The sequence below is a fragment of the Dactylosporangium cerinum genome (assembly GCF_042653625.1).
GTDB classification, from domain to species: domain Bacteria; phylum Actinomycetota; class Actinomycetes; order Mycobacteriales; family Micromonosporaceae; genus Dactylosporangium; species Dactylosporangium cerinum.
This window is the reverse complement of sequence record NZ_JBHSIU010000013.1, coordinates 172,238-185,428: the sequence shown is the minus strand read 5'-3', so window position 1 is coordinate 185,428 and position 13,191 is coordinate 172,238. Positions and strand designations below refer to the sequence as shown.

11 protein-coding genes are annotated in these 13,191 nt (G+C 71.5%); 4 read left to right on the top strand and 7 right to left on the bottom strand.

Annotated features, from left to right (window positions below; genetic code table 11):
* Window positions 1-4 precede the first annotated feature (4 nt).
* Together ACFPIJ_RS13045 and ACFPIJ_RS13040 are read right to left on the bottom strand one after the other, a co-directional pair.
* Window positions 5-997 carry a cobalamin B12-binding domain-containing protein gene (locus ACFPIJ_RS13045; RefSeq protein WP_380115001.1) on the bottom strand — a complete coding sequence of 331 codons (993 nt, stop codon included), beginning with the start codon at window positions 995-997 and terminating at the stop codon, window positions 5-7.
* A gap of 79 nt (window positions 998-1,076) precedes the next feature.
* On the bottom strand, window positions 1,077-2,402 hold the full coding sequence (locus ACFPIJ_RS13040) for a PP2C family protein-serine/threonine phosphatase (RefSeq protein ID WP_380115000.1): 1,326 nt from the start codon (window positions 2,400-2,402) through the stop codon (window positions 1,077-1,079).
* A 94-nt stretch (window positions 2,403-2,496) separates the two neighbouring features.
* Here ACFPIJ_RS13040 and ACFPIJ_RS13035 point away from each other — a divergent pair, with 94 nt between their 5' ends.
* Both ACFPIJ_RS13035 and ACFPIJ_RS13030 read left to right on the top strand, forming a co-directional pair.
* The gene (locus ACFPIJ_RS13035) at window positions 2,497-2,880 is read left to right on the top strand and encodes an STAS domain-containing protein (RefSeq protein WP_380114999.1); all 384 of its coding nucleotides are present in this window, start codon (window positions 2,497-2,499) and stop codon (window positions 2,878-2,880) included.
* A 46-nt stretch (window positions 2,881-2,926) separates the two neighbouring features.
* Entirely contained in the window at window positions 2,927-3,640 is a 714-nt protein-coding gene (locus ACFPIJ_RS13030; protein ID WP_380114998.1) for an NAD(P)H-binding protein, read from the top strand.
* Here the strand turns inward: ACFPIJ_RS13030 and ACFPIJ_RS13025 are convergent.
* Complete coding sequence (locus ACFPIJ_RS13025) at window positions 3,627-5,057, bottom strand: fused MFS/spermidine synthase (RefSeq protein ID WP_380114997.1); 1,431 nt, start codon at window positions 5,055-5,057, stop codon at window positions 3,627-3,629. The two genes, ACFPIJ_RS13030 and ACFPIJ_RS13025, sit on opposite strands and share 14 nt — an antisense overlap.
* An 18-nt stretch (window positions 5,058-5,075) precedes the next feature.
* On the opposite strand from ACFPIJ_RS13025, the gene valS reads away from it, so the two are divergent.
* Window positions 5,076-7,550 carry a valine--tRNA ligase gene (valS, locus tag ACFPIJ_RS13020; RefSeq protein WP_380114996.1) on the top strand — a complete coding sequence of 825 codons (2,475 nt, stop codon included), beginning with the start codon at window positions 5,076-5,078 and terminating at the stop codon, window positions 7,548-7,550.
* Window positions 7,550-8,356 (top strand): TrmH family RNA methyltransferase, encoded by an 807-nt coding sequence (locus ACFPIJ_RS13015; protein ID WP_239136117.1) that lies wholly within the window; start codon window positions 7,550-7,552, stop codon window positions 8,354-8,356. The genes valS and ACFPIJ_RS13015 overlap by 1 nt, the downstream gene beginning before the upstream one ends.
* Before the next feature lie 74 nt (window positions 8,357-8,430).
* Here the strand turns inward: ACFPIJ_RS13015 and ACFPIJ_RS13010 are convergent, their stop codons facing one another.
* The 4 genes from ACFPIJ_RS13010 to ACFPIJ_RS12995 all read right to left on the bottom strand — a co-directional run bounded on the left by ACFPIJ_RS13010 (window position 8,431) and on the right by ACFPIJ_RS12995 (window position 12,781).
* A complete protein-coding gene (locus tag ACFPIJ_RS13010) occupies window positions 8,431-10,122 on the bottom strand; it encodes a substrate-binding domain-containing protein (protein ID WP_380114995.1) in 1,692 nt (563 codons plus the stop codon).
* A 239-nt stretch (window positions 10,123-10,361) separates the two neighbouring features.
* Complete coding sequence (locus ACFPIJ_RS13005) at window positions 10,362-11,159, bottom strand: endonuclease/exonuclease/phosphatase family protein (RefSeq protein ID WP_380114994.1); 798 nt, start codon at window positions 11,157-11,159, stop codon at window positions 10,362-10,364.
* Window positions 11,160-11,162: 3 nt separating this feature from the next.
* Window positions 11,163-11,792 (bottom strand): hypothetical protein, encoded by a 630-nt coding sequence (locus tag ACFPIJ_RS13000; RefSeq protein WP_380114993.1) that lies wholly within the window; start codon window positions 11,790-11,792, stop codon window positions 11,163-11,165.
* Window positions 11,792-12,781: a TolB family protein gene (locus ACFPIJ_RS12995; RefSeq protein WP_380114992.1), complete on the bottom strand. Its 990-nt coding sequence runs from the start codon at window positions 12,779-12,781 to the stop codon at window positions 11,792-11,794. Before ACFPIJ_RS12995 ends, ACFPIJ_RS13000 begins: the two co-directional genes overlap by 1 nt.
* Between the last annotated feature and the right edge of the window lie 410 nt (window positions 12,782-13,191).

Here is a 13,191-nt window from a genome sequence, read left to right as displayed (position 1 = left end):
GCGGTCAGAGTGCCTTGAGGTGTCTGGCCGCCTCGGGGAGCGGCTCGCCGACGGTCCGGTGCACCGATCGCCACAGGGACGGCACCCTGGTGGCCGGCTCGCCCCGGGCGGCGAACAGCGCGGTGAGCCAGTCGTCCGCCTCGCGCAGGAGCCGGGGGTCGTCCGTGAGCAGCGCCGCGGACAGGGAGTGCAGCGCGTGGTCGACCGCGTCGCCGGCCAGACCTGCCTCGTCCGACGGGTCGCCGGGGGCGTCGAGCCAGTGGCGGCGGGCGGCGGCGCGAAACTCGGCGAAGCGGATCACCATCTCCGCGTGCTCGTCGGCGCCGGCGTGGCGGGCCCGGTCAACGGCCCAGGTCAGATCGCTTGCGGCGGCGACGAGACCGGTGAGCACGGTCGCCGCGGTGCGGGCGTTCCCCGCCCAGCCGGACGCGCCCAGCGCTCTGGCCCGGGTGTCGTCGGGGCCGAACGCACCGCCGCCGACCAGGACCGGCAGGCCGGCCTCCCGGGCGGCGCCGATCAGGCGGCGGGCGGCCGGCAACGACGCCGCGACGGAGCAGCTGATCGCGACCGCGTCGGCGTCGACATCGTCGAGAAACCGGGCGAACTGCAGCGGCGACGTCGAAGCGCCCAGAAACGTGGTGCGCCAACCGGCGGCCTGCAGGCTGTATCCGACCAGGCGGGCCGGCAGCCCGTGCCACTCGCGCTCCGCGCAGGCCAGGATCACGTGCCCGGCCGGCGGGGCGGGGACGGGGATGCGAGCGCCGACGGCGATCGCGACGGACTCGCTGGTCGCGGTCGCGGCGTGCTCGTGCGCCACCGTCCAGGCGCCCTCCGCCCAGCGCAGCCCGACCTGCTCCTGCGCCGGCGCGACGACGTCGAGCAGGACGTCGACGGGGTCGGCCCCGCCGTCGACCAGCCCCAGGGCGTACTGCAGGGCGCCGGCGGCGTCACGGCGCTGCAGAAGGTCGAAGTACGGCCAGAAACCGAGCCCGGTCATGCGTCCTCCGCTTCGCTCCGGCCGCCTGACCTCCGCACTGAGCCCATGATGACCAGCCCTCCGCCACGCTCCGGCCCGGTCATGCGATCTCCGCCCGCAGGGCCAGCACCGCCAGGTCGTCGCGTTGCACGCCGCCCGAGTCCTCCAGGACCGCGATCTCGATCGCTTCGACGAGGGCGTCGACGCCGGCCTGCGCGTAGTTCGACAGCAGGCCGGTGAGGCGTTGGGTGCCCCGGCGGACGCTGTGGTGGCCGGCCTCGGTGACGCCGTCGGTGTAGAGCACCAGGGTGTCGCCGGGCGCGAGGACGACCTGGGTCTGGTCGTAGTCGACGTCGGCGACCAGGCCGGCCGCGAGGCCGCGCACCATGACCGGCTCGACCTCGCCGGACGGGCGCACCAGCAGCGGCTGCGGGTGTCCGGCGGAGGCCACGGTGACGTGCAGACCGCCGTCGGTCTGCCGGCGGACCCGGCCGTAGACGGCGGTGACATAGCGGCCGGCGGTGGTGCCGTCGAGCATCGTGTTGAGGGCGCGCAGCACCGCCGACGGTTCCCGGTCGACGGCGGAGGCGCCGCGCACGGTGTGCCTGGCCTGGCCGGTGACCACGGCCGCCTCGACGCCCTTGCCGGAGACGTCGCCGAGGACGAACGACCAGTCCGCGGGGTCGCCCCAGGCGTCGTAGAAGTCGCCGCCGATCTCGGCGTCGCCGGAGGCCGGCCGGTAGCGGGCGGCCAGCGCGCTGCCATCGAGCTTCGGCAGCTCCGGCGGGCGGAGGCTGGCCTGCAGCACGGTCGCGACGTTGGACCGTTCCGCATAGCGCCGGGCAGCGTCCAGCGCGAGCGCGATGCGCACCGCAAGCTCCTCGGCCACCGAGATGTCCTCGGCGACGAACCCGTAGCCGCTGCGCCGGGCCAGGGTCAGGGTGCCGAACGTGGTGCCGCGGGCGGTCAGCGGCAGGCCGAGCACGTCGGCGGGGCGCAGCGCGGCGACCTGCTCACGCATCAGTTCGTCGGGGACCAGCGCGGCCAGCCCGTCGGGCTCCAGCGGGTCCTGGTCCAGCGACACGTGCAACAGCTCGGGCCGGCCGGTGACGAGGAGCCGCGCCTGGCCGATGACCCCGTCGGCGCCCGGCGACCGGCGCGCGGTCGACGTCGGGCCCGATCCGTTGACGACGAGGCTGGTGTACGTCGCACCGTCCCGCCCGACCAGCATGACCTGCGCCCAGTCCGCGAGGTGCGGCACGCAGGCGGACAGCGAGCGGCGCACGGTGTGCGGCAGGTTGAGGGAACCGGACACCTGACGCCCGGCGTCGGCGAGGAACTGCGCCCGCCGCTGCGCCACGGCGAGCATGGCGGCGTCGTCGAACGTTGCCGGGGCACGCCCCACAAACTCGAGATCACCGGTCATGCCATCGAGTCTGCGTCGAGCAACAGACCGGGTCAAACGGTGCGAGCGTTTGAAGTCCACCCAATGAGTACCACACACTGTTGACCAGCGATCAGTGGCCGATCTGCAGCTCGGTTCGCGAAAGGACATGCACAACGTGGTCGACGACGAGACGGTATGGGAGCTGTCGGTGCGCCGCGAGGGCGAGCTGGTGCGCCTCGACGCGGTGGGGGACCTGGACCTGGACACCGCACCGAAGTTGCTCACCGAGGTGGTCAGACAGCTGGACGCGGGGGCGAAGGAGCTGGTCATCGACCTGACCGAGCTGGCCTTCATCGATTCGAGCGGGCTGGGCACGCTGGTCGGCTGCTGGCGCCGGGCGCAGCAGGCGGGCGCGACCCTGATCGTCGCCAACCCCAACGACGACGTGTCGATGACGCTGGAGATCACCGGCCTCGACCAGATCCTGCCGATCCGCGACGAGAAACCGGCGGCCTGAGGTGTCGATCGCAGTAACCGGAGCAAACGGCCAGGTCGGTGGCAGGGTGGCGGCGGCGCTGCCGGACGCGCGGCGGCTGACCCGCAAGGACGCGGAATACCGCGACACGCCAAGGATGCGGCAGGCCCTCGACGGCGTCGAGACCCTGCTCCTGGTGTCGGGCCGGGAGTCGAAGGACCGGCTCGCCGAACATCGCAGCGCGGTCGACGCCGCAGTGGGTGCCGGGGTACGCCGGATCGTGTACCTGTCGTTCGCCGGCGCCGCACCGGACTGCACGTTCACGTTCGGCCGGGACCACTGGCACACGGAGCAGTACATCCGGGACACCGGGCTCAGCTGGACGTTCCTGCGCGACAACCTGTATCAGGAGATGCTGCCGAAGCTCGCCGGCCCCGACGGCGTGATCCGCGGCCCGGCGGGCGACGGCCGGGTCGCCACGGTCGGCTACGACGACGTCGCCGCGTGCGCGGTCGAGGCCCTGACCGGCGGTGGTCACGACGGCAGGACCTACGACCTGACCGGCCCCGAGGCGCTGACCCTGCACGAGGTCGCCGCCCGGCTCGGCGTCAGGTACGAGCCGGAGACCGTCGAGGAGGCGTACGCGTCCCGGGCGCACTACGGCGCACCGGCGTTCGAGGTGGCCGGGTGGGTCAGCTCCTACGAGGCCATCGCCGCCGGTGAACTGGCCGCCGTGAGCGGCGACGTGGAACGCCTGACGGGCCGCCCGGCCAAACCGCTCGAGCCGCTCAGTCCCAGGTGAGCAGCTGGTCCACCGGCGCGTAGTCGTCGGTGAGCACCGTCGCGTCGCCGGTGAAGGCGCGCAGTTCGTCGCCCGTCAGCGAATCGGCGGCGGGGCGCAGCGGGGCCGTCGACGCGAACACCACGAAGTTGCTGCCGGTCTCGCCGCGCAGCGCGGGCAGCGGGGCCACGAGCGTCACGTGCGGGAAGACCGCGGCGATGGTGGCGACCTCGGCGCGGATGAACCGCCGGGCCGGCCCGTCGATGACGTTGAGCGCGTAGACGCCGCCGGGGCGCAGGACCCGGCGGACGTCGGTGACGAGCTCGCGGGTCGTCAGGTGCCACGGGACCGCCAGGTGCCCGAAGGCGTCGCCGATGATCACGTCGCGGGACCCGGACGGCTGGCGGTGCAGGTTCGCGCGGGCGTCGCCGGTCTCCACCCGCAGCAGCGGGCCGGTCCGCAGGCCGAGGCTTCGCCGGTCGAGGGCGACCAGCGCCGGGTCGAGCTCCAGCACGAGGTTGTCGCTGCCGGGACGGGTCGCGGCGACGTACCGCGGCAGCGTGAACCCACCGCCGCCGAGGTGCAGCACCGTGAGGGGCCCGGCCGGCAGGCCGTCCAGGTAGGACCCGATCCACTGGGTGTAGGCGTATTCGAGGTGCGTGGGGTTGTCCAGGTCCACGTAGGAGTGCTGGGCACCGTTGAGGAACAGGGTCCGCCCAGAGCCGTCGGGTTCGACCGCGGCGCAGGTGTAGGCGGTCTCCACGTCGCACGGGTTCGGTGCGACGATCCCGATCGGCACGCCGACGGCGACGAACGCCAGCGCCGCCGACACGTTGCCGCGGCGCCGCCAGTACCCACCGAATCCGAACCCTGCAACGGCCAGGATCGCTGCCAGTCCGAGCAGGATGACGCTGGTCGGCACGGTGGCCACCAGGACGAACCCGGTCGCGAACGTGGCGGTGATGGCGCCGAGGGTGCCGAGGCTGGACAGCCGGCCCACCACCCGCCCGGTGTGCGCGAGGTCGGCCAGCTGGAGCTTGACGACGAGCGGGGTGACCGCGGACAGCAGCGCGGCGGGCACGAACAGGGTCATCGCCGCGAGCAGCAGCACGCTGGTGGCGTCGGTGCCGCGCAGCCACTCGCCGGCGACCCGGATGATCGGCAGGGTGGCCGCGGTCGCGACGGCGCCGAGCAGCAGCAGCGGCGACAGGAGTTTGCGCTGGTCGATGCGGCGGTCGGCAAGCCAGCCACCGGTCCAGGCACCGTAGGCAATCGCGGCGAGGGCGACGCCGATGATGGCGGTGCTGCTGGACAGCGTCACGCCGACGTACGGGCCGACGAGCCGCAGCCCGACGATCTCCAGGACGAGCACGGCCCCGCTGGTCAGGAAGACGAGGGCGGCGGCGATGCGGTTATTGAGGGGTGTCGCGGCAGTCACCGCTCTAGCATGGGGCACATGTCCGATTCGACGCGTATACCTGCCAAGCCGACCCTCGATGGACTCGAGGCGCGCTGGGTAAAGGTATGGGACGCCGAGGGGACGTACCGGTTCGACCGTTCCACTGAACGGGAGTCGGTCTTCTCGATCGACACGCCGCCACCGACGGTGAGCGGGGCGCTGCACATCGGGCACGTGTTCTCCTACACGCAGACCGACGCGATCGCCCGCTATCAGCGCATGCGCGGCCGGAACGTGTTCTACCCGATGGGCTGGGACGACAACGGGCTGCCGACCGAGCGACGGGTGCAGCTGACCTACGGCGTGCAGTGCGATCCCACGCTGCCCTACGACGAGCACCTGGTGATCACGAAGACCACCGGCGGGCCGCCGCAGAAGATCAGCCGGCGCAACTTCATCGACCTGTGCAAGCGCCAGACCGAGGTCGACGAGCAGGCGTACGAGCAGCTGTGGCGCAACCTCGGCCTGTCCGTGGACTGGTCGTTGCTCTACACCACGATCGGCGACCGGGCCCGGGCCGCCGCCCAGCAGGGGTTCCTGAACAGCCTGGCCCGCGGCGACGCGTACGCGGTGGACGGCCCGACGCTGTGGGACGTCACGTTCGGCACCGCCGTGGCCCAGGCCGAGCTGGAGGACCGGGAGCGCCCGGGCGCCTATCACCGGATCCGGTTCGGCGACTTCGCCGTGGAGACGACCCGGCCGGAGCTGCTGCCGGCCTGCGTGGCGCTGGTCGCGCACCCGAGCGATCCTCGTTTTGCGCCGCACTTCGGCTCGACCGTGCGCACGCCGCTGTTCCACGTGGAGGTGCCGCTGCTCGCGCACCCACTGGCCGATCCGGCGAAGGGCAGCGGCCTGGTGATGGTGTGCACATTCGGCGACCTCACCGACGTGACCTGGTGGCGCGAGCTGGACCTGCCCACGCGCACGGTGATCCAGCGCAACGGCCGGCTCGGCCTGCAGCCGCCGCCCGGCGTCGAGGAGGACCGGTACGCACTGGTCGCCGGGCTCACCGTGCACCAGGCACGGGAGAAGGTCGTGGCGGCGCTGCGCGCTTCCGGGGACCTGGAGGGCGAGCCGCGGCCGATCACGCACGCGGTGAAGTTCTACGAGAAGGGCGAGAAGCCGCTCGAGATCGTCGGGACGCGCCAGTGGTACATCCGCAACGGCGGCCGGTCACCGCAGCTGCGGGCCGCCCTGCTGGAGCGCGGCCGCGAGCTGCAGTGGACACCGGCGCACATGCGGACCCGCTACGAGCACTGGGTGGAGGGGCTCACCGGGGACTGGGTGATCAGCCGGCAGCGGTTCTTCGGCGTGCCGATCCCGCTCTGGTACCGGCTCGACGCCGACGCCCACCCGATCTACGACGAGCCGATCGTGCCCGCGTCGCTGCCGATGGACCCGAGCAGCGACACCCCGCCCGGTTTCGACGAGTCGCAGCGGGGGCAGCCCGACGGGTTCGTCGGCGACCCGGACGTGATGGACACCTGGGCGACGTCGTCGCTGACGCCGCAGATCATCGGTGGCTGGCTCGACGACCCGGACCTCTTCGGCCGGGTGTTCCCGATGGACCTGCGCCCGCAGGCCCACGAGATCATCCGGACCTGGCTGTTCTCGACGGTGCTGCGCGCACACGAGGAGCACGACGTCCTGCCGTGGAAACGGGCCTCGATCGCCGGTTGGATCGTCGACCCGGACCGCAAGAAGATCGGCAAGTCCAAGGACAACGCGCCGGACTCGCCGGAGGCGCTCCTGGAGCGGTTCGGCGCGGACGCGCTGCGCTACTGGGCGACGAGCGCCCGGCCCGGCGTGGACACGGCGCTGGACCTCAACCAGATGAAGGTCGGCCGCCGGCTGGCGACGAAGCTGCTCAACGCGAGCCGTTTCGTGCTCGGCTTCCCTGTGGCTTTGGAGCCGGCCGTCACCGAGCCGGTGGACCGGGCCTTGCTGTCCGCACTGTCCACGGCGGTGGCTGATGCTTCCGCGGCGTTCGAGGTGTACGACTACGCGCGCGCCCTGGAGCGCACCGAGCAGTTCTTCTGGTCGTTCTGCGACGACTACCTGGAACTGGTGAAGGCCCGGGCCTACGGCGAGGTGCCCGGCGGCGACTCCGCCCGGGCCACGCTGACGACCGCGCTGTCGACGTTGCTGCGGCTGTTCGCGCCGTTCCTGCCGTACGTGACGGAAGAGGTCTGGTCGTGGTGGCAGCCGGGTTCCGTGCACCGCGCACCGTGGCCCACCTTGTCTGATTCTTCGGACATTTCGCCTTTGTCGGTTGCGACGGCGGTGCTCGCGGCGGTGCGCAAGGCGAAGTCGACGGCCCAGCAGTCGATGCGCGCCGAGGTGGCCCTGCTGACGGTGGCCGGCCCGGCTTCCGCGCTGGCGCAGGTCCAGGCCGACCTCACCGCCGCCGGCAACGTGCGCGAGTGGGCCGTCACTGACGCATCGGAGCTGTCGGTTACCGTCACGTTGTGATGGAACTCCAGGCCATCGGGGTCCAGCACCCCGCCGTGCGGCAGGTGCAGCACATCCAGAACAACACCGCACCCAACCGCTACAAGCTGTTCGTCGCCGAGGGCCTCTGGGCGCACAACATGCTCCTGGAGGCCAACGCGCCCATCGACACGTTCTTCTGGTGCCCCGAGGCGATCTACGCCGACGAGGCGCACCGCCGGGCCGAGGAGATCGCCGCTCGTGCCGAGCGGTCGTTCCGGGTCTCGCTGCGGACGATGGAGAAGATGTCCGAGCGCGACAAGCCCGACGGCCTGCTGTCCCTGGCCGCCCTGCCCCGCTGGGAGCCCTCGGATCTCCGGTTCGGCCGGACGTCACTGGTGCTGGTCGCCGACGGCGTCGAGATCCCCGGCAACCTCGGCACCCTGATCCGGTCCCTGGACGCGTGCGGTGCCGACTGCCTGGTGCTCACCAACCGCAAGACCCGGCTGACCCACCCGAAGGTGATCCGCGCCAGCCAGGGCACGATCCTGACCGTGCCGACGGTCGAGTTCGAGGAGACCGGGGAGGCCATCGCCTGGCTCGACCGGCTCCGCTTCACGGTCCTGCTCGCCGACACCGACGAGGCGGTCAACTACCGCCAGGCCGACTACTCGGGCCGCACGGCACTGGTCGTCGGCAGCGAGCGCTACGGCATCGGCAAGGAGTGGTACGGCCACGGCTACCAGCGCGTCGCCGTCCCCATGCTCGGCTCCGGCGACTCGCTCAACGTCTCGGTCTCCGCCTCAGTGCTGCTGTATGAGGCCAAGGCCCGCAAAGCCAACTGGTAGCTGTGCAGACATGAACGAAGGACGGCTCTGGTCGCGGGGACCGGGGCCGTCCTTCGATCGTGCAAGCGGGAACGTTACTTGGGTTGGGCCGCCTGGCCTCGGAGAGAGATGGCCTGGAGGAAGATGTCGCCGATCTTGGCGGGGTCGGGGGCGACGAAGGTGCCGCCGCCGACCGCGTCGGTGATCTGGCGCATGGCGCCCTCGCCGACCTTGTCGCCGATGCCGATGAGGATCACCTGGATCGGCTTGGCGGGGTCGGCGGTGGCCTTGAGCTCGGCGATCAGCTGGTCGAGGGAGAGGCCACCGGCGGGGTCGTCGTTCTCGCCGTCGGTCATGACGATGAGGGAGTTGATCCGGCCGTTGTCCCATCCGGCCTGCACGGCCTTGTAGCCGGCGAGGATGGTGTCGTAGAGGGCGGTGTCGCCGTTCTGCTTCGGGCGGATCGCCTGCAGGGCCTGGAGGCACTGGTTGCGCTGGCTGACCAACGGGCCGATCGGCACGAGCTGCTTGTAGTCCTTGGCGCCGTCGAGCTGGGTGGAGAAGGTCCACACGCCGAGGGCCCAGGAGTCGTCGAAGAGCTGCATGCCGCGGCGGGCCGCCTCGAGGGTCACCGTCATGCGGTCGACGCCGCCGGCGGTCGGCACCTTCGTGAGCATCGAGCCGGAGACGTCGATGACGGCGAGCATGCGGGCCGGCAGGGTGATCGCCTGCCACTTGGTCAGCAGGCCCTCGATCGCGGCCGCCTCGGGCACCTGGCTGGCGGTGAGCGCCGGCGGCGCGTTGGTCGGCGTCTGGAAGCCCTTGCCGGCGGCGCCGACGGCGCCGCGGAGGCCGATCGCGCCGAGGCGGTCCCGGAAGCTTTCCCCGCTGAGCGACTTGAGCAGCTGCTCGGCGGTGGCGGCCCGGTCCTTGTTGAGCACGACGAACGGGTAGTCCAGGGCGACCGGCGCCGGGTCCGCGTAGATCGCGGCGATGCGGACCGGCGGCTGCTGGGCGTTGTACTGGATGACCGACTGCTCCGACAGCGGCGCCACGGTGAGGCCGGCGCTGAGTGCCTGCGGGTCGGAGCCGCGCGGGAACTTCTGCATCAGGTCGTCCTTGAGGGACGACCGGCCGGCCGCGAGGGCGCGCAGGGCGGCGGTCGCGATCTGGGTGGCCTGGGTTGCGTTGCCGCCGCCGGAGGCGGTCGCCGCCGCGGCGAGGGTCATCAGGCCGGCGAGGCCGGTCGAGTCGCGGCTGGGCTCGACGATGCCGAGCTTGACCTTCTGGTCACCGGACACCTTGGCGATCAGGTCGGTGTACTTGATCTTCGCGTTCGGCCAGCCGAAGGACGTCGTCGCGATCGGCTCCGGGACTGCCACGACGATCGGGCTGCGGGCGATCGACGTGGCGCCGGTCGGCACGCTGGCCGGGTTGGCGGCGCGCAGGCGCTGCAGCCACAGCGACGAGTCGGGCACCCAGATGTCCGGGACGCGGGTCTTGCCGTTGGCCTGGCCGACGCCGGTCAGGGACTTCTTCGAGGTGGCGGCGATCGCGGCAGCCACGTCGGCGGACGCCGCCTCGATCACCTCGACGTCGACGCAGCTGTCGTCCGACTTGCCCGGCGCGGACCAGTCGGCCGCCTGCAGCTTCAGCGCGGGGGCGATGTCGGCGGGCGCACTGATCGTGAGCTTCGTCGACGAGCCGCACGACGTCTGGGAGAACTTCCGGAACGCATACCAGCTGCCGGCGAGGACAACGAGCACGGCGACGGCGGCGGCGCCCATCTTGAGCGCTGCGCCTGACGACCCCGCTGAGCGGTGGCGACCTTTCACGGCTCTTATCCTCCGGACCGGCGGCCTCTGCGGCCTTGTACCTTCGGTTGGAAATCACTGACGGTACGCATCCCAACAAACGAACGCCCAATCTACAAGGCACCGAAGAATCGTAGTTAAACGAACACGGCTCGCAATCACGCCCGGACAAACCGCCGTAAGCAGGCATTCCACTCGCGCTTAAATCTGCCCTAATCGATCTGTAGCGTGCCCGGTCGATCACGTAGGGTAACAACGAGTGGTCTGTGGTCGGAGAAGGGCACCGCCGGGGTCGCCACCCGCAGGACCCTCGGGAGGCGCTCGATCCCCCGCCGATCGGCGAGCACGTGGTCGAACTGCACACGTGGAGCGGGCGATGGGTAGGTCGGCACGCCCGCGAGCCGGTGCCAGCCGGAGAAGAGCCGGGGCAGCCCGCCGGGGAGGTTGAGGTCGGCGAGCAGCACACGCGGTGCCGGCAGCGCCCGCAGCGCCCGGCGCACCAACTGGAGCTGCCGCACGTTCCACCCCGGCACGAATGACAGGTGTGTGGTGGCGACCGTCACACGTCCGATCGGGGTTTCGAGCACCGCGGCGATCAGCACCCGGGGCTCGTCGTCGATCAGCCTGAGACCGGCGCCGGCCATCACAAAGGAGCGCAGTGGTGCCGCGGGCAGTCTGGTGACCCGCCATTCGACCACTGGATAACGGCTGACCAGCGCAACGCCGTAGTGCGGATCGACACCGTCCTGGTCGGCGTCGGTCGCCACCCGGAAGTCTTCGCCGGGCGTGCCGACGACCGCCGGCACGAACAGGACGTCGGCCGCACCCAGCGCGTCCGCGGCGATCCTGGCGAGGTCGGCGTGGCCACTGCGATGCTGCCCCCGGTCGACCTCCTGCAGGCCGAGCACGTCGGCATCGAGGCCGGCGATCGCGGCGTGGACCCGATCCGCGTCGACCAGCCCGTCGGTGAGGGACCGCCCGTGCATCAGGTTGAACGTGCCCAGCCGCATGCCTCATTGTCGCCGCTGCAGCTTCCGTACCGCGGCTCTGGCGATCTCCTCGGTCTCCGCCGGGTCGACGCCGGGCTGGCCGAAGTGCACGATCGTGCAGGTGGTGCCGCCGACCCGGATCGCGAGCAGGTAGCCGCCGAGCGTGTAGGCGTCGTCGCCGGCCCCGCCGGAAGCCGTCATCAGGAACGCCACGGACTCGTCGCCGAGGCTCGGCAGGCCGCCCTCGGCCACCGTGACGCCGGTCGTCTCGCCACCCGCGTCGGTGTCGGTGAACGCGGCACACCGTCCGGCCAGCTCCCGTAGTACACCTGGCGCACCGGCGTCATCGGCCAGCTCCTCGGCGAGGAAGGGCCCCGCGGTGCCGGCCTCGAACCGGACGCCGGTGCCACCGTCACGGAACCGGTTGAGCAGGACGTCACAGCCGGCGACGCTCACCGAGCCGGCCGCACTCACCTCGGGCTGGGCCTGCGGCGGGCTGGTCGCATAGCCGTCGGGCAGGTCCTCGACCGTGAGCAGGGCGCTTGCGGGGGTGGCGCGCGAAGACTCCGGCTCGACGGGTGTCGAACCGGAGTCGCAGGCGCTCAGGGTCAGCGTCAGGGCGCTGAGGAGGATGGCGGCGGCGGTGCTGGACATCAAGCGCTGACGGTCGGCTGCGAGCCCTGGTGCAGCGGGGTGCGGGCACCGGTGGTCAGGTTGACCGCGGTGATCCAGGAGTGGCCCTGGTGGGCTGCGGTCAGGACGCCGGTGCGGGTGCCCGCGTAGACCATCTCGCGGTCGTCGGCGGCACCGACCTGGCGGCGGTTCGCACCGTCGACGTCGGCCTCGGTGACGCGCACGGCGGTGCCGTCCTCGGTGTACGTGGTCCAGGTGACCTTCTGACCGTCGGCGCGCCAGGCCGGCACGACGCCGAAGCCGCTGGTGCCGCTGCCACCGCCGCCGTAGTAGTCGATGGCGCGCTCGGTGCCGGCGACCACGTTGCCGATGCTCAGGCAGTTGTCGGCAATGGACTCACACTCGCCGCCCCGGAAGGCGATCTTGGAGCCGTCGGGCGACCAGGCGACCGCGTCGTCGGAGCGCAGCCGGTCGACCAGGTTCGGCGTGACCGTGGTGGCCTCCTCGGGCTGCTCCATGATGTAGGCGACCTCGGGGGCGGCCTGGTCGCGGCACGAGGCGGGGAAGAGCGGCTCGGAGGCGGTGCCACCCTCGGTGCCCACCCGGAAGACCCCCGGGCCACCGGTGCAGGACAACGCCGCGTAGGCGATCCACTTGCCGTCGGGCGACCACGAGGGGCCACCGGCGGTGCGGTCGCTGACCTGGTGCTTGTCGCCACCGTCGGCGTTCATCACCCAGACCGTGTTGTTGTGCAGGTAGGCCAGCTTGCTGCCGTCCGGCGAGAACCGCGGCCGGGCGTTGACCTCGTCCTCGGTGAGGCGGGTTTCGGTGGTGCCGTCGAAGCTGTAGATGACGCCGGCCCGGACGTACGCGACGGTGTGACCATCCGTGGCCGCGGCCAGGGAGGTGGTGGAGGCAGTGGCGGCGGTCGAACCGATCATGGTGCCCAGACCCGCCAGAGCGGCGAAGCCTGCGAGCGTGATGGCCTTCGTGATCGCGTTGCCGTTCATCCGTGCCCCCGTGTTTCCGTCTCTTCCGTGTGACGCTGAGACCATCGGCGCAACCGTGCCGCACCTGAACGGTTCCTGGCTCGAAACTCTGATAAATTCCACTATTCGGACATTCGATATGTTTCTCCCCGATCCGTGTGGCGCACATGGCGGCGGCGCTCACCCCCAGCAATCAGCAACCACTGCAAGAGGAGGACGGGCCTGCCTCCGCGTCTCGCGCGAATGGCAGGCGAGGAAGACGAAAGACCTGAGCGATCCGAAACCTGGACCCCCGGTCTTTCGAGTGCCCACGCGCATGCGTCTGAGTCGACCGCGCCCGTCAGGGCGCAGGTCGTGCGAGCGCAGCGAGCATTGGGGGTGTGGGGTGAGAATCCCCCACTGCTCTTCCGGCCGAAGGCCGCCGCGGAAGA

Bases quoted from the DNA above. Each gene is read 5' to 3' on its own strand.
- ACFPIJ_RS12995 (WP_380114992.1), bottom strand. From the start codon at position 12,781: ATGAACGGCAACGCGATCACGAAGGCCATCACGCTCGCAGGCTTCGCC.
- ACFPIJ_RS13045 (WP_380115001.1), bottom strand. From the start codon at position 997: ATGACCGGGCTCGGTTTCTGGCCGTACTTCGACCTTCTGCAGCGCCGT.
- ACFPIJ_RS13040 (WP_380115000.1), bottom strand. From the start codon at position 2,402: ATGACCGGTGATCTCGAGTTTGTGGGGCGTGCCCCGGCAACGTTCGAC.
- ACFPIJ_RS13005 (WP_380114994.1), bottom strand. From the start codon at position 11,159: ATGCGGCTGGGCACGTTCAACCTGATGCACGGGCGGTCCCTCACCGAC.
- ACFPIJ_RS13010 (WP_380114995.1), bottom strand. From the start codon at position 10,122: ATGGGCGCCGCCGCCGTCGCCGTGCTCGTTGTCCTCGCCGGCAGCTGG.
- ACFPIJ_RS13000 (WP_380114993.1), bottom strand. From the start codon at position 11,792: ATGTCCAGCACCGCCGCCGCCATCCTCCTCAGCGCCCTGACGCTGACC.
- valS (WP_380114996.1), top strand. From the start codon at position 5,076: ATGTCCGATTCGACGCGTATACCTGCCAAGCCGACCCTCGATGGACTC.
- ACFPIJ_RS13015 (WP_239136117.1), top strand. From the start codon at position 7,550: ATGGAACTCCAGGCCATCGGGGTCCAGCACCCCGCCGTGCGGCAGGTG.